This is a genomic window from Pikeienuella sp., from assembly GCF_046290545.1.
Lineage (GTDB): Bacteria > Pseudomonadota > Alphaproteobacteria > Rhodobacterales > Rhodobacteraceae > Pikeienuella.
The window spans coordinates 108516-128278 of record NZ_JBKAGV010000004.1 but is presented as its reverse complement, the minus strand read 5'-3'; the positions used below and the strand labels follow the sequence as shown (position 1 = coordinate 128278).

General features: G+C 68.6%; 18 protein-coding genes. 6 read left to right on the top strand and 12 right to left on the bottom strand.

Annotated features, from left to right (window positions below):
* Positions 1 to 23 precede the first annotated feature (23 nt).
* Positions 24 to 809: a helix-turn-helix domain-containing protein gene (locus ACE37J_RS01455; RefSeq protein ID WP_409705909.1), complete on the bottom strand. Its 786-nt coding sequence runs from the start codon at positions 807 to 809 to the stop codon at positions 24 to 26.
* Positions 810 to 915: 106 nt separating this feature from the next.
* Here ACE37J_RS01455 and ACE37J_RS01450 point away from each other — a divergent pair, with 106 nt between their 5' ends.
* A complete protein-coding gene (locus ACE37J_RS01450; RefSeq protein WP_409705906.1) occupies positions 916 to 1296 on the top strand; it encodes a hypothetical protein in 381 nt (126 codons plus the stop codon).
* Entirely contained in the window at positions 1293 to 1685 is a 393-nt protein-coding gene (locus ACE37J_RS01445; RefSeq protein WP_409705903.1) for a PaaI family thioesterase, read from the top strand. The genes ACE37J_RS01450 and ACE37J_RS01445 overlap by 4 nt, the downstream gene beginning before the upstream one ends.
* Positions 1686 to 1725: 40 nt before the next feature.
* On the opposite strand, the gene ACE37J_RS01440 is transcribed toward ACE37J_RS01445, so the two are convergent.
* From ACE37J_RS01440 to ACE37J_RS01425, 4 genes are all read right to left on the bottom strand, one after another.
* Positions 1726 to 2676 carry a DUF4394 domain-containing protein gene (locus tag ACE37J_RS01440; RefSeq protein ID WP_409705900.1) on the bottom strand — a complete coding sequence of 317 codons (951 nt, stop codon included), beginning with the start codon at positions 2674 to 2676 and terminating at the stop codon, positions 1726 to 1728.
* A gap of 143 nt (positions 2677 to 2819) precedes the next feature.
* The gene (locus ACE37J_RS01435; RefSeq protein WP_409705897.1) at positions 2820 to 3713 is read right to left on the bottom strand and encodes a DMT family transporter; all 894 of its coding nucleotides are present in this window, start codon (positions 3711 to 3713) and stop codon (positions 2820 to 2822) included.
* A gap of 334 nt (positions 3714 to 4047) precedes the next feature.
* Positions 4048 to 6192, bottom strand: coding sequence for a malate synthase G (locus ACE37J_RS01430; protein ID WP_409705894.1), 2145 nt, complete (start codon positions 6190 to 6192; stop codon positions 4048 to 4050).
* Between the two features lie 85 nt (positions 6193 to 6277).
* The gene (locus tag ACE37J_RS01425) at positions 6278 to 6826 is read right to left on the bottom strand and encodes a manganese efflux pump MntP family protein (RefSeq protein ID WP_409705891.1); all 549 of its coding nucleotides are present in this window, start codon (positions 6824 to 6826) and stop codon (positions 6278 to 6280) included.
* Positions 6827 to 6989: 163 nt separating this feature from the next.
* Here ACE37J_RS01425 and pepN point away from each other — a divergent pair, with 163 nt between their 5' ends.
* On the top strand, positions 6990 to 9569 hold the full coding sequence (gene pepN / locus ACE37J_RS01420) for an aminopeptidase N (protein WP_409705888.1): 2580 nt from the start codon (positions 6990 to 6992) through the stop codon (positions 9567 to 9569).
* A 360-nt stretch (positions 9570 to 9929) separates the two neighbouring features.
* On the opposite strand, the gene ACE37J_RS01415 is transcribed toward pepN, so the two are convergent.
* Positions 9930 to 10451 carry an invasion associated locus B family protein gene (locus ACE37J_RS01415; protein WP_409705885.1) on the bottom strand — a complete coding sequence of 174 codons (522 nt, stop codon included), beginning with the start codon at positions 10449 to 10451 and terminating at the stop codon, positions 9930 to 9932.
* Between the two features lie 425 nt (positions 10452 to 10876).
* Between ACE37J_RS01415 and ACE37J_RS01410 the strand changes: the two genes are divergently transcribed.
* Together ACE37J_RS01410 and ACE37J_RS01405 are read left to right on the top strand one after the other, a co-directional pair.
* A complete protein-coding gene (locus ACE37J_RS01410; protein WP_409705882.1) occupies positions 10877 to 12421 on the top strand; it encodes a helicase HerA-like domain-containing protein in 1545 nt (514 codons plus the stop codon).
* A gap of 4 nt (positions 12422 to 12425) precedes the next feature.
* Positions 12426 to 12707, top strand: coding sequence for a hypothetical protein (locus ACE37J_RS01405; RefSeq protein ID WP_409705879.1), 282 nt, complete (start codon positions 12426 to 12428; stop codon positions 12705 to 12707).
* Positions 12708 to 12963: 256 nt separating this feature from the next.
* Here ACE37J_RS01405 and ACE37J_RS01400 read toward each other — a convergent pair whose 3' ends face one another.
* The 3 genes from ACE37J_RS01400 to ACE37J_RS01390 are packed head-to-tail and all read right to left on the bottom strand — an operon-like array spanning position 12964 to position 16661.
* On the bottom strand, positions 12964 to 14583 hold the full coding sequence (locus tag ACE37J_RS01400; RefSeq protein ID WP_409705877.1) for a BCCT family transporter: 1620 nt from the start codon (positions 14581 to 14583) through the stop codon (positions 12964 to 12966).
* Positions 14584 to 14643: 60 nt separating this feature from the next.
* Positions 14644 to 15990, bottom strand: a complete 1347-nt coding sequence (locus ACE37J_RS01395) for a TrkH family potassium uptake protein (RefSeq protein WP_409705874.1) — start codon at positions 15988 to 15990, stop codon at positions 14644 to 14646.
* 8 nt (positions 15991 to 15998) lie between these two features.
* Positions 15999 to 16661 carry a potassium channel family protein gene (locus tag ACE37J_RS01390; protein WP_409705871.1) on the bottom strand — a complete coding sequence of 221 codons (663 nt, stop codon included), beginning with the start codon at positions 16659 to 16661 and terminating at the stop codon, positions 15999 to 16001.
* A 165-nt stretch (positions 16662 to 16826) separates the two neighbouring features.
* On the opposite strand from ACE37J_RS01390, the gene ACE37J_RS01385 reads away from it, so the two are divergent.
* Positions 16827 to 17396 (top strand): M10 family metallopeptidase C-terminal domain-containing protein, encoded by a 570-nt coding sequence (locus ACE37J_RS01385; RefSeq protein WP_409705868.1) that lies wholly within the window; start codon positions 16827 to 16829, stop codon positions 17394 to 17396.
* Between the two features lie 24 nt (positions 17397 to 17420).
* Here the strand turns inward: ACE37J_RS01385 and gpt are convergent, their stop codons facing one another.
* From gpt to ACE37J_RS01370, 3 genes are all read right to left on the bottom strand, one after another.
* Positions 17421 to 17924 (bottom strand): xanthine phosphoribosyltransferase, encoded by a 504-nt coding sequence (gene gpt, locus ACE37J_RS01380; protein ID WP_409705865.1) that lies wholly within the window; start codon positions 17922 to 17924, stop codon positions 17421 to 17423.
* Positions 17924 to 18748 carry an enoyl-ACP reductase FabI gene (fabI, locus tag ACE37J_RS01375; RefSeq protein ID WP_409705862.1) on the bottom strand — a complete coding sequence of 275 codons (825 nt, stop codon included), beginning with the start codon at positions 18746 to 18748 and terminating at the stop codon, positions 17924 to 17926. Before fabI ends, gpt begins: the two co-directional genes overlap by 1 nt.
* A 151-nt stretch (positions 18749 to 18899) precedes the next feature.
* Entirely contained in the window at positions 18900 to 19730 is an 831-nt protein-coding gene (locus ACE37J_RS01370) for a phosphogluconate dehydrogenase C-terminal domain-containing protein (RefSeq protein WP_409705859.1), read from the bottom strand.
* Positions 19731 to 19763: the final 33 nt, after the last annotated feature.

Below are 19763 nucleotides of genomic sequence, written 5' to 3'. Positions count from 1 at the left end.
TCTGCACACTGTGTGCACACACCTCACCCCGCCAGCGACCGCAGCACCCGCCAGCCCTCCTCCCCCTGTGGCCAGAAGCTCTCGATGGTCAGCTCCGCCGCCGCCGGCGCCGCCGCCGTGCCGAAGATCGTGGTGGCCGAGAGGAGGTCGAGCCGGCCTGCCGGCGTCTCGAGGCTGAGCGGCATCGCCGCCGCCTCCTGCATCCGGCCCGGCGGGCGGGCGCCGGGCGGGGCGGGGAGGTCCGCGAGCCGGTCCCTGAGGGCGAGGAGCGCGGCATCCCCGCACTCCGCCGCGTCGCGGGCGAGGCGGCGGAGGATGTAGGCCCGCCAGTCCCGCCAGTTGACGATCATCGGCCCGAGCCCCTCCCGGCTCAGCGAGAGCGTGAGGACGCAGACCGGCGGCTGAAGCAATTCGGTCGAGGCCGCCGCCATCAGCCGCTCCGCCATCGGGTTCGCCGCGACAAGCCGCCAGTGCCGGTCCACCGCCAGCGCCGGACAGGGCATCGCCGCCGCGATCATCCCCTCCGCCGCCGCCCGCACGCCGGAAAGCGCCGGCGCCTCCAGCGGCGCCTCCGGAGCGGGCGGGGCAAATCCGGCGGCGAGGTGGAGCGCGTTCGCCGCCCGCGGCGGCAGGTCCAGCGCCTCCGCCAGCCGCGCGACGATCTCCCGCCCCGGCTTCGCCCGCCCGGATTCGAGGAAGGAAAGGTGGCGCTGGGACATCGGCGCCTCCGCAGCGAGATCGAGTTGGGAGACGCGGCGGCGGCGGCGCCAGTCGCGCAGCATGGCGCCGAAGGGATTGGGCTCGTTCATGGCGCGAAATTACCGCCGCCGGACCAGCCGCGCCATTACCTCGCGCGTAATCGCCGCGATTCCCCGAATCCCGTTACTTCGCCTCGGCAGAAAGGGAGAATTCGTGATGACCATGACCGAACAGAAACTCCGCGCCGTCTTCCGCCTCGACGCCGCCTCTGGCGCGCTGATGGGCGCGCCGCTCGTCGTTTTCGCGGGGCCGCTCGCGCCGCTCCTCGGCCTGCCGGAGCCGCTGCTCTTCTGGGGCGGGTTAGCGCTCTTCCCCGTCGCCGCGACGATGCTGGCCGCCGCGGCGACGCTGGCGCGGCCGCTTGTGCTCCTCGTCGTCTGGGGCAACGTGGCCTGGGCCGTGGCCTGCGCCGCGCTGATGGCCGCGCTGCCGGTGACGGGCCTCGGCGTTCTCTTCCTGCTCGTCCAGATCGCCTTCGTCCTGGCGATGGCGTATCTGGAGAGCCGGCCGGCAACAGGCGGGGAGATGGCGGCGTGAACACCGAACAACTGCATCAGGCGATGCCCTTCGCGAAGACGCTGGGCCTTCGCCTCCTCTCCGCCTCGGCGGACCTCGTGGAGGCGGAGATGGAGGTGCGCCCCGATCTCTGCACCGCGGGCGGGATCGCGCATGGCGGGGCGATCATCGCCCTCTCGGATTCCCTCGGCGGGCTCGGCGGCTTCCTCGCCCTGCCCGAAGGCGCGAAGGGAACGACGACGATCGAGTCGAAGACGAACCTGCTTGGCGCCGCGAAGGCGGGCGAGACGCTCCTCGCCCGCTGCGCTCCGGTCCAGAAGGGTCGGAGACTTCAGGTCTGGAAGACCGAGGTGTCGGTGAAGGGCGGCGGCGCCGTCGCCCTCACGATCCAGACGCAGATGACGCTCTGACCGCAAGCGGCTTTCGCCGCTTGCGGCGATGCGAGGCTCCTCAGGCCGCCCGGCGGAAGCGCTTCAGCCCCGCGAGACCGGCGATGGCGGTCGCGAGGAGGAAGACCGGCGCCGGCAGCGGAATCGCCGGAGCATCCCGCGAGTCGATGACGGCGAGGCCGCGGATGTCCGCATTCGCGCCGAAGCTGCGGAGCAGCGTGGTGGCGATCATCCCCGAGGAGTCGGCGCTCAGCGCGATCTGGAAGAGCCCGGTGATCCCGGTTGCCGCATCCGTCAGGATCGCATAGCCGACATCGTCGAAGCCGCCCATTCCGTCGAACGTGGAGAAGATGTCGAACCCGCCCTGAGTCGTGAGGTCGAAGCCGAAGGAGCCGACGGTGCCGAGCGTGCCGGCGTTGTTGCCGAGCGTGATCAGAGAACCTGTCGCCGCGTCGATCGCCATCTGCATCCCGCCCTCCGCGGTCGGCGCGCCGCCGTTGGCGACAGAGTCGCGATAGGCGTTGGCGAAGACTTCCGGCGTCGCCCCCTCGTTCTCGTCGCCTGCGACATAGAAGAGCGAGGTGAACTGCGTGACGGTGTCGGTGGTCTGGTTGAACACGAAATTCGCCGTGTCCGTGTCCACCACGCGCAGGCGGTCGATGTTGTTGTTCCAGTCGATGGCGATCACGTCCGCTGCGCTCGCCGCGGGCAGACCGGCGCGGAACGTGGCGAGGCCGGTCGTCGGGTTGATCAGGTATATGGCGTCATTCGCGGCGCTTGCGCCGTAGAGTTCGCCTGTCTCCTTCTCGAAGTCGATGTCGATCAACGAGATCGATGCGCCGCTCGAGTCGCGGATCGCGACGGAAAGCGGGCTGGCGGAGCCGGCTATCGGCCCGAGGCGAAGCAGCGAGGCGCCGCCATCGCCGAGCGTGAAGCCGATCGGCGCAGCGCTCGCCGCGACGGGCAGCAAGAGGGACGCGAGAAAAAGCGGAACCGAACGGAAGAATGGCATGGCGTACTCCCATGTGGCGGCCGGACAGGCCGCGTTAACGCTACGTTAACAAGGTGCCCGATTCCCGTTGCGGCTGAAAGGCAGTTCCACCGGGCGGGACGCGCCGCCGCTCGGCGCGTGCGTTTTCTCACATTCCCGAGCGGTCAGCCGCCAGCCGCTTCAGAGGCGCGGAACGCCCGCGGGCGCGGCAGACCGAGCGCGAGGCCGGCGACGATGAGCCCGAGCCCCAGCCAGAAGGCCGGCGGCCATTCCTCCCCAAGGATCGCGCCGCCGGCCAGGACGCCCGTGATCGTCACCACATAGGCGACCTGGCTGGCGAAAACCGGGCCGGCCCGGCCGATCAGGTGGACGAAGAGACCATAGGCGAGGAGGCTCCCCGGAACCGTCAGCGCGAAGGCGAGTTCGGGCCGCCCCGGCTCCGAGAGCGAGAGCGGCGCCGGATCGACGAAGAGCAGCGCCGGCGCCGTGTAGAGCGCGGCGAAGAGCGTCATCCCCGCGAGGATCTGCGGGGAGGAGAGGCCGGGCGGGCGCCGGAGCGCGATGAAGCTGTCCTCGCAGGCGTAGGAGAAGGCGCCGAGCGTCGCGACCGCGACCCAGAGCGCCGGCGCCGCGCCCCGGTCCGGATCCGCGATGATCCAGACGGCGGAGAGCGCAAGAACGAGCCCGAAGAGCCGCCGCGCCCGGAAGGGCTCGATCTTCAGGAGCGCGGAGAGGCCGATCTGCATCAGCGGCACCGTCGCCATGCAGACGGAAAGGATGCCCGCGCCGACGTTCTGCGCTGCGAGGAACAGCAGGAAGGACGGCGCCGCCCCTCCGAGCACGCCAAGTACGGGGACGAAGCGCAGGAAGGCGCGGTCGATCCGCGGCGCGCGGCCGAGAAGCGCAAGCGCGGCCCAGATCAGCGCCGCCATGGCCGCCGAATGCCAGAACGTGACGGCGAGCGGATGCCCGCCGCCCGCCATCACCATTCGGGAGAGCGTGAAGGAAAGGCCCCAGAAGCCGCCGCAGAAGAGGAGGATCGCGATGTTGACGCCCATGCGCTCCCCTCTGGACGGGCCGGCGCGCCGGGTCAAGCGCCGCGCCGGCGTCTCCTCGGAACCGAAGGTTCCGCAAGGCTAAGCCGCCGGCGCCATACCGGAACACGCCTCGGAGACCCCGATCCTCTCGGCGCAGATCGCCACCGTGTCGAGGCGATCGAAACCGCAACGCACCCGATCGGCAGCGGGGACGGCGGCAGGTCAGTCGCCCGGTCTCGACGGATTACACGATCGCAGCCGAGGCGCGAAGGGTCGCGGCGGCGAGGGGCAGGCGCATGGCAGGCGCCAATCCTGTCATGCGCGCCAAGGCGCCGCGTCACGCGGCCGCGACGCTTCAGGCCGCCTTCGCCTCGATCCGGAATGCGTGGAGCAGCGGCTCGGTATAGCCCGAGGGCTGCGCCGCCCCGTCGATCGCCAACGCCATCGCAGCGCGGAAGGCGGGGCCGTCAAAGCCGGGCGCCATGGGGCGATAGGCCGGGTCGCCCGCATTCTGCGCGTCCACCTTCGCCGCCATCCGGCGGAACGCGCCCTCCACCTCCTCCCGGCTCACCACGCCGTGGCGCAGCCAGTTGGCGATGTGCTGGGCCGAGATGCGGCAGGTCGCGCGGTCCTCCATCAGGGCGACGTCGTGGATGTCCGGCACCTTGGAGCACCCGATCCCCTGATCCACCCAGCGGACGACATAGCCGAGAATGCCCTGGGCGTTGTTCTCCAGCTCCTCCCGGCGCTCCTCCGGGCTCCAGTTCGCGCCGCGAGCGACCGGGATGCGGAGGAGGTCGTCCCGCCGTGCGCGACGCCCGCCCGCCGCGATCTCACGCTGGCGGGCCTTAACGTCGATCTCATGATAATGCATGGAATGCAGTGTCGCCGCCGTGGGCGAGGGCACCCAGGCGCAGGAGGCGCCGGCCCTGGGATGCCCGATCTTCTCCCGCAGCATCGCCGCCATCAGATCGGGAGCCGCCCACATGCCCTTGCCGATCTGGGCGCGTCCGATGAGCCCGGCGGCGAGGCCGGTGTCCACGTTCCAGTCCTCATAGGCGGAAATCCACGCCTCGCCCTTCATCGCCGCCTTCCGCACCATCGGCCCGGCCGCCATCGAGGTGTGGATCTCGTCCCCCGTCCGGTCGAGGAAGCCGGTGTTGATGAAGCAGATGCGGGCCTTCGCGGCGCGGATGCATTCCTTGAGGTTCAGCGTCGTGCGCCGCTCCTCGTCCATCACGCCGATCTTCACCGTATTGGGCGCGAGGCCGAGCGCCAGCTCGACATGGGCGAAGACCGCATCCGCGAAGGCGACCTCCTCCGGCCCGTGCATCTTCGGCTTCACGACGTAGACGGAGCCGGCGGGGCTGTTCGCCCGCGCGCCCCGGATGTCATGGAGGGCGCAGAGGACGGTGACCATCGCGTCCAGCAATCCTTCCGGCGCCTCGTTCCCCTCGCGGTCCATCACGGCGGGATTGGTCATCAGGTGGCCGACATTCCGCACGAGCATCAGCGCCCGGCCCTTCAGCTTCAGCGCCGAGCCGTCCGGCGCGGTGAAGGCCCGGTCGGCGGCGAGGGCGCGGGTGAAGGTCTTGCCGCCCTTCTGGACACTTTCGGTCAGGTCGCCGCGGCAGAGCCCGAGCCAGTTGCCATAGGCGAGAACCTTGTCCTCCGCATCGACAGCGGCGATGGAATCCTCGCAATCCATGATGGCGGAGACCGCGCTTTCGAGGATGACGTCGGCGACGCCGGCCGGATCGGCCTTCCCGATCCGGTGCGCCCGGTCGATCACGATCTCCGCATGGAGGCCATTCCGCTCGACGAGGATCGAGGACGGCGCCTGCGGCGCCCCTGAGAATCCGGCGAAACGCGCAGGTTCGGCGAGCGCGCGGCGACCTTCAGGCGTCTCCGCGACAAGAGCGCCCCCCTCCACCCGGTACGCAGTCACATCGCCATGCGACGCGCCTGCGAGCGGCGCGGTCCGGTCCAGAAACGCTTTCGCGGCGGCGACGACCGAAGCGCCCCGCTCTGCGTCATAAGGGCCGGGGGCCGGAGCCGCGCCCAAAGCGTCTGTCCCGTAGAAGGCGTCATAGAGCGAGCCCCAGCGGGCGTTCGCGGCGTTCAGCGCATAGCGCGCGTTCATGACGGGGACGACGAGCTGCGGCCCCGGGATCTCCGCAATCTCCGGGTCCACGTTCTCGGTCTCGACCGTGAAGTCCGGCCCCTCGGGCAGGAGATAGCCAATCTCCTCCAGAAAGGCGCGATAGGCGTCGGGCGCCCCCGCGCCGTGTTCTTCATGCCACTCTTCGATCTGCGCCTGAAGCGCCGCGCGGCGTTCGAGCAGGGCGCGATTCTGCGGCCCGAACTCATGGATCAGCGCGGAAAGACCTTGCCAGAAGGCCGCCCGCTCCACGCCCGACCCGGGCAGAGCCCGCTCGTCAATGAAGGCGGCGAGCCGCGCATCCACCTGAAGTCCTTCGATCTCCACGCGCACAGACATGACGTCTCCCTTCGTATCCCACGGGATGCCGGATACGGGAGGCGCGGAGCGGATTCAAGGCCGGAGTTTCCGATCGGAAACTCGCTCAGGAGGCGAGATGCGCGAAGAGGATCGAGAGACCGAGCGCGACCAGCAGCGCCCCGCCGGCCCGTTCCGCCGCCGCGCCGAACCGCGCGCCGAGCATCCCGGCGAGCATCACGCCGGCGACGGAGGCGGCGAAGGTCGCGCCGGCGACGGCGAGCGCGAGCGGCAGGATCGGCGCCTCCACCAGCGCGAGCGAGCCGCCGACCGCCATTGCGTCCACGCTCGACCCGAAGGCCGCGGCGATCAGGCCGAGCGCGCCGGCGCGCCGCGTCGAAACCTCCCGCGCGCCGCCAAGCATCATGCGGAGCCCGACGGCGGAGAGGAGGCCGAAAGCGATCCAGTGGTCCCAGGCGGCGAGCGCCTGCCCCGCCGCATGGCCCATGGCCCAGCCGAGCGCGGCGAGCCCGGCCTCCATCGCGGCGAAGAGAAGCCCGATGCGCAGCGCTGAAAGAAGGCGCGGGCGATCCATAGCAGCGCCGCGGCCCATCGAGGCGATCATCGCATCGATGGAGAGGCCGAGGGCCAGCAGGGCGAGGGCGGGCGCGGACATGGTCGACCTCCATCCGGATCGTGGATGCAGCAGATATGAAAGCGAAAGTCATTTGTCAATGATTTCAATATGTTGAATGGTTCTGAGACGCAGTTGCATCTGGCCCGCTTGAACCGGCCGCCCTCTGCGCCATAGTGCCCGACCATCGAGAAGGAGCCCGCCCATGCGCCCCGAAGACGCCGCCCCCCGCGCCGCGAAGACGATCCGCCTTTCCGAGTATCGCGCGCCGGACTGGCTGGTGGAGGAGACGCGGCTCGTTGTCTCCCTCGGACCCTCCGCGACGCTGGTGAGGGCGGCGATCCGGTTCCGGCGGAACGGAACCGGCCCGGCCGACCTCGTGCTGAACGGCCATTCCATGAAGCGCGTCGCCGCCGCGGTGGACGGCGCCGCGCTCCCGCCCGAGGCGCTGGTCGAGGGGGAGGAGACGCTCACGATCCCCGCCCGGCGCCTCCCCGAGGGCGGATTCCTGTGGGAGGCGGAGACGGAGATCGATCCGGCGGCGAATACGGCGCTGGAAGGGCTCTACATGTCGAACGGCATGTATTGCACCCAGTGCGAGGCGGAGGGCTTTCGCAAGATCACATACTATCCCGACCGGCCGGACGTGATGGCGCCCTTCTCTGTCCGGATCGAGGGGGACCTGCCGGTGCTCCTCTCCAACGGCGACCTCGTGGAGGAGGGCGAGACGGCGGAGGGGCTCCGCTTTGCGGAATGGCGCGATCCTTGGCCGAAGCCCGCCTATCTCTTCGCCCTCGTCGCGGGGGATCTCGTGAGCCATGACGACCGCTTTCGCACGATGTCGGGCCGCGACGTCTCCCTCCGCATCTGGGTGCGGAAGGGGGACGAGGGGCGCTGCGGCTTCGCGATGGACGCGCTGAAACGCTCCATGCGGTGGGATGAGGAGAGATACGGGCGCGAATACGACCTCGACCTCTTCCAGATCGTCGCGGTGGACGATTTCAACATGGGGGCGATGGAGAACAAGGGCCTCAACATCTTCAACTCGAAATACGTGCTGGCGAGCCCCGAGACGGCGACGGACGGGGATTACGAGCGGATCGAGGCGATCATCGCCCATGAGTATTTCCACAACTGGACGGGCAACCGCATCACCTGCCGGGACTGGTTCCAGCTCTGCCTGAAGGAGGGGCTGACCGTCTTCCGCGACCAGCAATTCTCGGAGGATGAGCGGAACGGCGCGCTCCAGCGGCTCGGGCAGGTCTCCACCCTCCGCGCGCGGCAGTTCCGGGAGGATGCGGGGCCGCTCGCCCATCCGGTCCGCCCGGAGGCTTACGAGGAGATCAACAACTTCTATACGGCGACGGTCTACGAGAAGGGGGCGGAGCTGATCCGGATGCTTCGCGCCCTTGTCGGCGACGGCGGCTACGCCAGGGCGCTCGACCTCTATTTCGAGCGGCATGACGGGCAGGCCTGCACGATCGAAGACTGGCTCAAGGTCTTCGAGGACGCGACGGGGGCGGACCTTTCCCAGTTCGCGCTCTGGTATTCGCAGGCGGGGACGCCGCGGATCACGGTTTCCGAGGCCTGGGAGAACGGCGAGTACGCCCTCACGCTCCGGCAGGAGACGCGGTCGACGCCGGGGCAGGCGGAGAAGGCGCCGCTTGTCATCCCCTGCGCGCTCGGGCTTCTCGGCCCGAACGGGGGGGAGATGGCGGCGGAGACGGTGGTGCTGCGGGAGGGGGAGCAGACCTTCCGCTGGACCCTGCCGCACCGGCCTGTCGCCTCGCTCTTCCGCGGCTTCTCCGCCCCGGTGATCGTGGAGCGGGAGATCGGGCCGGAGGGCCGCGCCTTCCTGATGGCGCACGATCAGGACCTCTTCAACCGGGCGGAGGCGGCGCGGGGCTTCGCGCTCGACATCCTGCTCGGCGGGGCGGACCCTGCGCCCTTCCTCGACGCGCTGGAGACGATGGCGGGGGACGAGGCGCTCGCCCCCGCCTTCCGCGCCCATCTGCTCGGCCTGCCGGGCGCCGGGGAGCTGATGCGGGAGCAGGCTTCGCGCGGCCGGGCGGCGGACCCTTCGGCGCTCTTCGGCGCCTCCGAGGCGCTGAAGGAGGCGGTGGCGGCGCGGCTGGAGGCGCGGCTCTTCGCGCTTTACGGGGAGATGGAGACGCCCGGCCCCTACAGCCCGGATGCGGAGAGCGCGGGGCGAAGGGCGCTCCGCAACGCCGCGCTCGGCCTTCTTGTCAGGCGGGAGGGCGGAGCGGCGCTGGCGGCGCAGGCGGCTTCGGGCGGCGCGATGTCGGAGCGGCTGCCGGCGCTGATGGCGCTGGTTCATTCCGGGGCGCCGGAGGCGGCGCCGATGCTCGCCCGCTTCGCGGAGGATTTCGGCGGCGACGCCGGGACGATGGACAAGTGGCTGACGATCCAGGCCACAGCGCCGCGGCCCGAGACGCTGGAGCGGGTGGCGGCGATGGCGGGGGCGGCGGACTTCCCGTGGCGGAACCCCAACAAGCTCCGCGCCCTCGTCGGCGCCTTCGCGGCGAACCCGGTCGGATTTCACGCGCCGGGGGGCGAGGGCTATCGCTTCTATGCCGACTGGCTGATCCGCATGGACGGGACGAACCCGCAGACGGCGGCGCGGATGTCCGGCGCGTTGGAGTCCTGGGCGACGCTGGCGGAGCCCTGGCGGGGCGCGATGCGGGCGGAGATCGAGCGGGTCGCCGCGGCGCCCGGCCTTTCCCGCGATCTCGGCGAGATGACGGGGAGAATGTTGGCGGGCTGAAGCCTGCGCACAGTGAGCAGAGGGGTTATATCATTGAAAATAAACCATAATCAAAACTTTCGAAATTTTTTCCGTGCGTGATCCTTAGGCGGCGCGGCGGCGGACGCGCTGCTTGTGTTCACTGGGCGGGAGGGTGTTTCCCGTCGGGCGTTTGGCTTGGGCCCGTCGCGATCTCGGGGCCGGTTCGGCGCGTCAGGCGGCGCTGCCCCGCGGGCGCGAACGCTAAGGCGCGGGAGATCGTCGGTCGAACCGACCCCGCCGGCGCCATCCGGAACAGTATCAGATACGGGCGCAAGGGCTGCCGCACGCGGAACCCGCCTCAACGAGGGGGTCAAGCGGATGCAGGGGCCCCGCCGCCGCTCAGAGCGAGCCGAAGCCCTTGGTGAAGCCGGAGAGGGAGATCGCAATCTCCGCCTTCTCGCCGTTCAGGGCCATGATGGTCATGGTCGCGGCGTTCCCCTTCTTCATCTTGTCGATGAAGTCGGCCGGCACGGGCTCGGAGGCGATGCAGGCCCGGCTGTCGCAGACCTGGAAGGCCGCGCGGCCGATTTCCGCCCCGTCGATCTTCACCTCGACCCCCGCAGGCAGGAACACGCCGAGCGGCGCGTCGATCTGGATCACGGCGGCGATCTCCACCCCGTTCGGCCCCTGGGCTCCCGGCGTGCTGCGGAGCGCGACGCGGAGCGCGGGCTGCCCGTCCGCCCGGTTGCCGACCTGCGTGAGAATGCAGTTTTCCGGCGCGTTCACATCGCAGCGGATCTCCCACGCGCCGTGGGTCGCCTTCAGCGTCGAGCCCGGCTGGGCGCCCTGCTGCGCGAACGCGGCGAGCGGTGCGAGGGCGAGGATCGCGGCGGCTGCATGTCTGAAGAGCACGGTGGGCATTCCCTGTCTTGCTTTGCGCCGCGTCGCGGCGTCGTTCGGGGAGTGATGATCGGTCGGGGCCGCGAAATCAAGTCGGGTCGGTCACACCGCGGTTCCGAACGAAAGAAAAGGCGCCCTTTCGAGCGCCCTTCCTGCGAGGCTGAACGCCTCTTGTCTCTCCCTGTCGAACCGGCCGCGGCAAGTTCTGGGTCGGAAGCTATGCGGAGTCTTCAGACCGGTCAACGGGAAATGAAAATCCTGTGACGGAAACCGACGCCGGCGCCGAAGGGCGGAAGCCCTGCCCTCAAGACAAAAAAAGGCCGCGCCGAAGCGCGGCCAAGTCCGACAGGGAGGAGTGCAGGCGAAAGCCGCCTGCAACGTCAATATGGGGGTTCATGGTTAAGAAAAGATGTGCAGATGTGCGCATATCGAAAAAGGAGGGCGAAATGGCCGGATCGGACGGCATTTTCATCGGCGGAGGCGGGGACGGCTACGGATCGGCGCAGGAATTGCTGCTGAAAACGGCGAATCGGCACGGCCTCATCTCCGGCGCGACCGGAACGGGAAAGACCGTGACGCTCCAGATTCTCGCCGAGGGTTTCTCCGCAGCCGGCGTCCCCGTCTTCCTGTCGGACGTGAAGGGCGACCTGACGGGGCTCTGCGAGGCGGGTTCGCCCGAGCACAAGCTGCACGGCGCCTTCACGAAGCGGGCGGAGACGATCGGCTTCTCCGATTACGGCTACGACGCCTTCCCCGCCGTCTTCTGGGACCTTTACGGCGAGGCGGGCCACCCGGTGCGGACGACGGTGACGGAGATGGGCCCGCTCCTCCTCTCCCGCCTGCTCGAACTCACGGAGGCGCAGGAGGGCGTGCTCAACATCGCCTTCCGCCTCGCGGACGAGGAGGGGTTGCTGCTGATCGACCTGAAGGACCTTCAGGCGATGCTGGTCCATGTCGGCGAACGGGCGAAGGAGCTCTCGCTCCGCTACGGCAATGTCGCGCCCGCCACGGTCGGCGCGATCCAGCGGCGGCTTCTGGTGCTGGAGGGACAGGGGGGCGCGCATTTCCTCGGCGAGCCGGCATTGCGGCTCGAGGACATGATCCGCACCGCGCCGGACGGGCGGGGGCAGATCAACCTCCTCGCCGCCGACCGGCTCATGCGCTCCCCGCGGCTCTACGCAACGTTCCTGCTCTGGCTTCTCTCCGAGCTCTTCGAGACGCTGCCGGAGGTGGGGGACCCGGAGAAACCCGTCTTCGTCTTTTTCTTCGACGAGGCGCATCTCCTGTTCGACGGGGCGCCGAAGGCGCTGGTCGACAAGGTGGAGCAGGTGGCGCGGCTGATCCGCTCCAAGGGCGTCGGGATCTACTTCATCACGCAGAACCCGGCGGACGTGCCGGACGACATCCTCGGCCAGCTCGGCGCGCGCGTGCAGCACGCGCTCCGCGCCTACACGCCGCGGGACCGGAAGGCGCTGAAGGCCGCGGCGGAGACGTTCCGCCCGAACCCGGCCTTCGACACGGAGGCGGCGATCATGGAGGTCGGCACGGGGGAGGCGCTCGTCTCCACGCTCGGGCCGAAGGGCGCGCCCTCGATGGTCGAACGGACGCTGATCCGCCCGCCCTCCTCCCGCCTCGGGCCGGCGAGCCCGGAGGGGTTGAAGGCGGCGCGCGCGGCCTCCCCCCTCGCCGGGATCTACGAGGCGGCTTTGGACCGGGAGAGCGCCTTCGAGATGCTGCGGGGCGCGGCCGAGGCGGCGGCGCGCGAGGCGGAAGAGGCGGAGGCGCGGGCGACGCGGGCCGAGGCGGAGGACCGCGAGTTCCGCGCCGCCCGCCGCTACCAGCCGCCCGCCCGCGCCGCCTCCCCGCGCCGCGCCTCCCGATCCGACAGCGTGGGCGAGGCGCTGATGAAGCAGGTGGTGCGGACGGCGGGAAGCCAGATCACCCGCAGCCTCGTGCGCGGGGTGCTCGGCGGGCTTTTCAGAGGAAGGTAAGGAAATGCAGACAATCGTAGCTATGCTGAAATTCGTGGCAGGGACGCTGAACTCAATAGCACTAGCTTTTCTTGTCGTGGGATACATAAATCCACGATTTGAACGAGGTGATGAAGTTAAGCCCGATCCGTATCTATTAGAAAAATTCTCAGGAATATTCGACGGTCAGGTAAAGCTTCTTTCATTTCAAAGTGGTTACAATTTTAACTTCCTGTTAACTGGAGCTCTGATATGTGCAACCGCGCTCCTAGCAATCGCTTTTGCTAGAAATCTAGAGAAAGACTGAAAGGGTGAGAAAATGTCGACAGCATTCCCATGGTTCGTTTTCGCCGGCTCACTCATCTCAGTATTAGCTTTGTGGTCTATTGGTCTGGTCTTGAAGCACAAACAGCAATGGAGGCCATCCCAAGAATTGACGGCAGAATCACAAGAAATTTCTGGCACCGTATTTTCGAAATAATTTGTGCCTTCTAATTTTAAAGTGATTGAACGTTGATTTCTCAGCAGGTTCCGGGGGCGGTGAGCCCGCCCCCGGCCAGGCCTCAGCGCGGCTCGCTCGCCAGCGCCTTCATGATGGCGACGCACATCACGAGAAGGACGATTGTGAACGGCAGCCCGGTCGAGATCACCATCGACTGGAGCGAGGAAAGGCCGCCGACCGAGAGCAGCAGCACGATCGCCACCGCCCCTTCGAACACGCACCAGAAGACGCGCTGGGGGACCGGCGCGTCCACCTTCCCGCCCGCCGTGATCGTGTCGATCACCAGCGAGCCGGAATCGGAGGAGGTGACGAAGAAGACGATCACGAGGACGATGCCGACGAAGGAGGTGATTTCCGCCAGCGGCAGCGCCGCCAGCATCTCGAAGAGCTTCAGCTCCAGCGGCGCATCCTGCGCGGCGGTGTAGCCGTCCGCGACGACCTGATTCAGGGCCGTTCCGCCGAAGACCGACATCCAGAGCACGCAGACCAGCGAGGGGACGAGGAGCACGCAGATCACGAATTCCCGCACCGTGCGCCCCCGGCTCACGCGGGCGATGAACATGCCGACGAAGGGGGACCAGGAGATCCACCAGGCCCAGTAGAACGAGGTCCAGCCCTGCATGAAGTTCACGTCCTCCCGCCCCACCGGGTTCGAGAGCGCGGGCAGGTATTCGATGTAGGCGCCGAGCGAGGAGGCGAAGCCGGTCAGGAGCGCCGTCGTCGGCCCGACGATCAGAACGAAGAGGAGGAGCAGGAAGGCGAGGCCCATATTGACCTCGGAGAGCACCTTCACGCCGCCGTCCAGCCCCCGGAGCACGGAGACGAGCGCGACGGCGGTGATGGCCGAGATCAGGATCACCTCCGTCGTCGGCCCGACAGGAATGCCGAAGAGCGCGTTGAGCCCGGCATTGGCCTGCGTCGCGCCGAAGCCGAGCGAGGTGGCGAGGCCGAAGAGCGTGGCGAAGACGGCGAGCGTGTCGATCACATGGCCGGGCCAGCCCCAGACCCGATCCCCGAGCAGCGGATGGAAGGCGGAGCGGATGGTGAGCGGCAGGCCCTTGTTGTAGGTGAAGAGCGCGAGCGCGAGCGCCACAACGGCGTAGATCGCCCAGGGGTGGAGGCCCCAGTGGAAGATCGTCGCCGCCATGCCGAGCCGAGCCGCCTCCGCCTCGTTCCCCGCCGCGGCGCCGAGGGGCGCCCAGTCCGTCCTCAGGCCGCCTTCCGCCGCCGTTCCCCCGAGGGAGGAGGAGAAATGGCTCATCGGCTCCGCGACGCCATAGAACATGAGCCCTATGCCCATGCCGGCGGCGAAGAGCATCGCGAACCAGCCGGGATAGGAATAGTCAGGCGTCGCCTCCTTCCCCCCGAGGCGGACGGCGCCCCAGGGCGTCACGATCAGCACGAGACAGAAGAGCACGAAGACGTTGGCCGCGGAGAGGAAGAACCAGTCGAACCCCTTCGTCACGGCGGAAAAAAGCCAACTGAACGCCGCGCCCGCCTGTTCCGGCAGGGCCAGCGTATAGAAGACGAAAATCACGATCGAGAGCCCGGAAATCATGAAGACCGGGTTGTGAATATCGAAGCCGAACGGCCCCAGTTTTCCTTCGACGTTATCCTGACCGATTTCATAATCCGTATCGATCAGCGCGCCGCCGGCGGCATCGCCGTCGCTGCTGGTCATGGCATGGTTCCCTTTTGTTGAAGGGCCCAAGGGAACATTTCAGGCGCGGCAGGTCAACCTTCAGCCGAGAAGCACCTGCCCGGCCGGATAGCGGACGCGCGGTCGGCTCTGCGTCGCGAGGAAGAAACCGAGGGTCAGCGGTCCGACGCGGCCGAGGAACATGATCGCGATGATCGCCGCCCGCCCGAACCCGTCCAGCTCCGCCGTCGCGCCGCGGGAGAGGCCGACCGTGCCGAAGGCGCTCGCCACCTCGAAGGCGATGTCGAGGAAGGGGCTGCGGTGGGAAAAGGTCAGGACGAAGACGCCGAGGAAGACGACGACGAGGCTGATGGAGACGAGCGCCATCACCTTCACCACCTCCTCGAGCCCGATGGAGCGGCCAAAGGCGCTGAGTTCCGTCCGCCGCCGGAAGAAGGCGATCGTGGCGAGGATCATCACGAGGAAGGTCGTCACCTTGATCCCGCCCGCGGTGGAGGCCGGGCCGCCGCCGATCAGCATCAGCGCGATGAACATGAGCGAGGTGGAGTCCTCCAGCGCCGCGATGTCGGTCGTGTTGAAGCCGGCGGTGCGCGTCGTCGCGCCCTGGAACCAGCTCACCACGAGCTTTTCGAGGACCGAGTCGAATTGGCCGAGAGTCCGGGGGTTGGACCATTCGAGGATCGCAAAGAGCGCGAATGAGCCGACGAGGAGCCCGGCCGTCCCCGCCAGCATCAGCTTCGAGTGCATGGCGAGCCGGCTCCAGCGCCGGCGCCGCCAGAGATCCGCCACCACGACATAGCCGATCCCGCCGGCGATGAAGAGGAGCGGGATGACGACATTGACCAGCGGATCGGTCGCATAGGGCACGAGGCCGGGCGTGAAGGTCGAGAAGCCGGCATTGTTGAAGGCGGAGATCGAGTGGAAGACGGCGTGCCAGAGCCCCGCGGCGAGGCCGTGGTCCGGGACGAAGACGAGCGCCAGAAGCGCCGCTCCCGCCGTCTCGAAGAGGATGACGACGCGGAGGATGATCCGCGTTAGGCGCAGGACGTCCCGCACCGAGGTCTGGTCGAGATCGTCGCGGAGCCAGGCCTGCGCGCCGATCCCGACCGGCAGGCCGAGCGCCCCGAGGATCAGCACGGCGAAGACCATGAGGCCGAGGCCGCCGAGCTGGATCAGCGCCGCGATCACGCCCTGGCCGAAGGGCGTGAAGGCGACCGCCGTGTCGACGACGATCAGCCCCGTCACCGTGATCGCGGAGGCCGAGGTAAAGAGCGCGTCGGACCATGTGACGGAGCCGTCATTCGCGAAGGGAAGCTTCAGCGCCGCCGTCCCCGCCAGCATGGCGAGGAGATAGAACCCCGCAAGCGCGGCGGGCGGCGGCGTCCGCGCGAGCCGGCGCCGTATGGCGCGGCCGAGGGCGAGCGTCATGGCGCGGCTCAGATCGCGTCGCCGAACCGGCGAAGGTCCGGCCGGCGGCCGAGAACGAGGAGCCGGTCTTCCTTCGCCAGGGCGAAATCTTCCTCGGCGCAATCGTGGAACTTGGCGCCCCGCATCACGCCCAGCCCCCGCAGATCGAACTTTTCCGCAAGCCTGAGGCCCGGCACAGTCTTGCCTTCGAGCCGCTGGGGGACGCCGATGGTCACGACATGGAAGCCGTTGCCTAGGCTCACGTAGTCGCGAACCGCGGGGTTGTGCAGCACCTGCGCGGCGTGCTGGCCCATCTCCTGCTCGGGAAGGATCACGCGATCCACGTCCAGCTTGGAGAGGATGCGGTGATGCGTCCGGCTCGCGGCCTTGGCCCAGATCGTCTTGAGCCCGAGCATCCGGAGATTCATCACCGTGAGGATGGAGGCCTCGATGTTGCGGCCGATGGCGACGACCGCGACGTCATGCTGGTCCGCCCCGGCGTCGCGGAGCGCGGCCTCGTCCGTCGCGTCCATGATGAGAGCCTGCGAGAGAGACGACCCCATCACGGAGACGCGGCGTTCGTCGAGGTCCACGCCGGTGACGTAGTTTTCGAAACGGGCCAGTTCGGAGGCGACCGTGGAGCCGAAGGCGCCGAGGCCGATGACGATGAAGGAGCGCTTGCGCTCGTACATTCGGCTCTCCCGAGCCACGCGGTCTGCTGCGCCGCGTGGCGGAGGATAGGCTTTCGCAGGTGCGAAGGAAAGGGCGCAGAACCCTCGCAACGGCGCGGCTTATGGCCTCGACAACCTTTCTGCGGTATCCTTGCGGCTGGCTGCGAACGGGCGAGGAGCGGCGCCGTGTGCTTCATCTGTGGGCTGACCGGAGGCCGCGCCGCCTCTCTTCTTCATCGCGGAAACGCCGAAGCCGAGTCGGTGTTCGGCACTGTGGGCGACGATCACCTGATCGGCATGCAGGGCGACGACACGCTTCGCGGCGGACCGGGCGACGATACGATTGCAGGCGGGCTTCACAACGACGCCCTGAGAGGCGCCGGCGGCGACGATGTGATCCGCGGCGGGGCCGGGGACGACATCGTCTGGGGCGGCCGCGGCGACGACCGCATGTTCGGAGGCGAAGGCGCTGATCGCTTCGTGCTCTCCGCCGGCGACTGGATGGGCGGCCCGACGCGCGATGTGATCCTCGATTTCGAGGAAGACGATCTGATCGATCTGAGGGCGGTCTCCGACGATGAGCTTGTCTTCATCGGCGAAGACGGCTTCTCGGGCGCCGCCGGGGAGGTGCGCATCAGGCACACGAACGCGGGCAATACCGTCGTGATCGTGGATGCGGACGGCGACGGCTCGGCCGACGGGCGCATCGTCGTCAAGGGCTCCACGCAGGTGAGTGTCGACGACTTCCTGCTCTAGGCCCCGCAGGACAGGCGCGGCCGTTCACACCCCGCGATAGGGCTCCACGTATTGCAGGGCCATGTCCCACGGGAAGAAGATCCAGGTGTCCTGGCTCACCTCGGTGATGAACGTGTCCACCATCGGGCGGCCCTTCGGCTTGGCGTAGACGGTGGCGAAATGGGCCTTCGGATAGAGACGGCGGACGACTTCGAGCGTCTTTCCGCTGTCCACGAGGTCGTCGATGATGAGAACGCCCTCGCCGTCGCCCATCATGGCGGCGTCCGGCGCCTTCAGCACCACGGCGTCTGCCTGCGCCTGATGGTCGTAGGACTTGACCGAAATCGTGTCGACGATGCGGACATTCAGCTCCCGCGCGATGATGCAGGCGGGGACCATGCCGCCGCGGGTGATGGCGACCACCGATTTCCACTCCCCGCCGGGGAGCGGGCCGTGCTTGTCCAGCCGCCAGGCCAGCGCCCGGCTGTCCCTGTGGATCTGGTCCCAGGAGATGTGGAAGCCCTTTTCGTGCGGCAGACGGTCGTTCATCACTTGCGGCCCGTGGCGACGTCGATATCCGGCGCGTCCTCCGCCTTCATGCCGACGACATGGTAGCCGCAATCGACATGGTGGCACTCGCCGGTGACGCCGGAGGCGAGGTCGGAGAGGAGGTAGAAGCCGGCCTTGCCCACATCGTCCTGCGTCACGTTGCGGCGAAGGGGGGAGTTCAGCTCGTTCCATTTCAGGATGTAGCGGAAATCGCCGATGCCGGAGGCGGCCAGGGTCTTCATCGGGCCGGCGGAGAGGGAATTCACGCGGATGTTCTTCGGGCCGAGATCCATCGCCATGTAGCGCACGGAGGTTTCCAGCGCAGCCTTGGCGACGCCCATGACGTTGTAGTGCGGCATCACCTTCTCCGCCCCGTAATAGGTGAGCGTGACGAGGGAGCCGCCCTCCGTCATCAGCCGCTCCGCGCGCTGCGCGATGGCGGTGAAGGAATAGCAGGAGATCATCATGGACTGGGCGAAATTGCCCGCCGAGGTGTCGACATAGCGGCCCGTCAGCTCGTTCTTGTCGGACCAGGCGATGGCGTGGAGCACGAAGTCGAGCCGGCCCCATTCCTTTTCGATCCGGTCGAAGACGGCGTCGATCGAGGCGCCGTCGGTCACGTCGCAGGGCTCGACGATGGGGGCGTTCACGCTTTCGGCCAGCGGGCGCACGCGCTTTTCCAGCGCCTCGCCCTGGAAGGTGAAGGCGAGCTCCGCCCCTTCCCGCGCGCAGACCTCGGCGATGGCCCAGGCGATGGACATCTTGTTGGCGACGCCCATGACGAGGCCGCGCTTGCCGGCCATCAGCCCCGTTTCCCGACCCATCCGACCGTCTCCCGCCATTCTGTCGCGCCTCGGGCTTTACGGGTTTTGGCGGGGGCGGGCAAGGCGCGGCGGATGGTCGAAAGGCGCGACGCGACGCGCCCGGACGACGGGCGCGTCGGGCTCCGGGCCGAAGCCCCGCCTCGCTGCGGGTTCAGGTGATCCTTTCGATGCTGGCGCGGATCTCCTCCGGTTCGAACACGCGCTTCCAGTCATCCCGCATCAGGACGGGCTTGCCGAACTCGATGGCCTTGTTGCAGGCGTCGGAGAAGACGCCGTCCACCTCCCGGAAGATGACGGCTCCGAGGATGTTCATGTGGCCGAGCAGGAAATCCCGCGCCGCCTCGGGCGGCACGCCGCGCGCGACGACCTCATCCATCGCTTCCCGCATCACGACGAGTAGGGAGGCGGCGACGGTTTCCGAAAGGCCGGGCTCCAGCAGCGCCATGCCTTCGAGCGTGACGCGGTGGGAGCGGGCGACGGGGGCGTAGATCGCGCGGGCCACGCGCTCGCCGAGGGCGTAGTCTTCCTCCGGACCCTGCATCAGGGCGTTGACGACGCCCTGCTTCGCCGCGATCCCGCCGAAGAAATCCCGCTTCGCGGCCGGCTCCGTCTCGTCGTTGAAGATCGGCGGGTGGCAGGGATGGGTGACGAAATAGGTCACGTCCGCCCGCTCCGGCAGATGCCCGGCGAAGGGCGCCGCCGCGTCGAGGCAGATGATCATGGAGCCCGGCGGCGCCTTCGGGACGACCGAGGCGGCGACGGCGCGAATTGCGGTGTCGGGCACGGCGAGGACGATGACGCGGGCGCCCGCGAGGGCCTCCTCCGCGCTCACGCAGTCGACGCCGAAGGCGGCCTTCACCCGCGCCCTGCCCGCCTCCGCGACCTCGACGCGCACGGTCTCGAATTCGGGGGACTTCGCGAGGTTCGCGCCGAGGCGCATCCCCATCTTGCCGCCGGCGCCGAAGAGGGCGAGCCTGATCATTCCTGCATCCTTTCCGCAGCCGGGCGCCGCGCG

Bases quoted from the DNA above. Each gene is read 5' to 3' on its own strand.
- ACE37J_RS01400 (WP_409705877.1), bottom strand. From the start codon at position 14,583: ATGACCAGCAGCGACGGCGATGCCGCCGGCGGCGCGCTGATCGATACG.
- ACE37J_RS01370 (WP_409705859.1), bottom strand. From the start codon at position 19,730: ATGATCAGGCTCGCCCTCTTCGGCGCCGGCGGCAAGATGGGGATGCGC.
- ACE37J_RS01395 (WP_409705874.1), bottom strand. From the start codon at position 15,990: ATGACGCTCGCCCTCGGCCGCGCCATACGGCGCCGGCTCGCGCGGACG.
- ACE37J_RS01390 (WP_409705871.1), bottom strand. From the start codon at position 16,661: ATGTACGAGCGCAAGCGCTCCTTCATCGTCATCGGCCTCGGCGCCTTC.
- gpt (WP_409705865.1), bottom strand. From the start codon at position 17,924: ATGAACGACCGTCTGCCGCACGAAAAGGGCTTCCACATCTCCTGGGAC.
- fabI (WP_409705862.1), bottom strand. From the start codon at position 18,748: ATGGGTCGGGAAACGGGGCTGATGGCCGGCAAGCGCGGCCTCGTCATG.
- pepN (WP_409705888.1), top strand. From the start codon at position 6,990: ATGCGCCCCGAAGACGCCGCCCCCCGCGCCGCGAAGACGATCCGCCTT.
- ACE37J_RS01455 (WP_409705909.1), bottom strand. From the start codon at position 809: ATGAACGAGCCCAATCCCTTCGGCGCCATGCTGCGCGACTGGCGCCGC.
- ACE37J_RS01440 (WP_409705900.1), bottom strand. From the start codon at position 2,676: ATGCCATTCTTCCGTTCGGTTCCGCTTTTTCTCGCGTCCCTCTTGCTG.
- ACE37J_RS01430 (WP_409705894.1), bottom strand. From the start codon at position 6,192: ATGTCTGTGCGCGTGGAGATCGAAGGACTTCAGGTGGATGCGCGGCTC.
- ACE37J_RS01425 (WP_409705891.1), bottom strand. From the start codon at position 6,826: ATGTCCGCGCCCGCCCTCGCCCTGCTGGCCCTCGGCCTCTCCATCGAT.
- ACE37J_RS01450 (WP_409705906.1), top strand. From the start codon at position 916: ATGACCATGACCGAACAGAAACTCCGCGCCGTCTTCCGCCTCGACGCC.
- ACE37J_RS01405 (WP_409705879.1), top strand. From the start codon at position 12,426: ATGCAGACAATCGTAGCTATGCTGAAATTCGTGGCAGGGACGCTGAAC.
- ACE37J_RS01410 (WP_409705882.1), top strand. From the start codon at position 10,877: ATGGCCGGATCGGACGGCATTTTCATCGGCGGAGGCGGGGACGGCTAC.
- ACE37J_RS01415 (WP_409705885.1), bottom strand. From the start codon at position 10,451: ATGCCCACCGTGCTCTTCAGACATGCAGCCGCCGCGATCCTCGCCCTC.
- ACE37J_RS01435 (WP_409705897.1), bottom strand. From the start codon at position 3,713: ATGGGCGTCAACATCGCGATCCTCCTCTTCTGCGGCGGCTTCTGGGGC.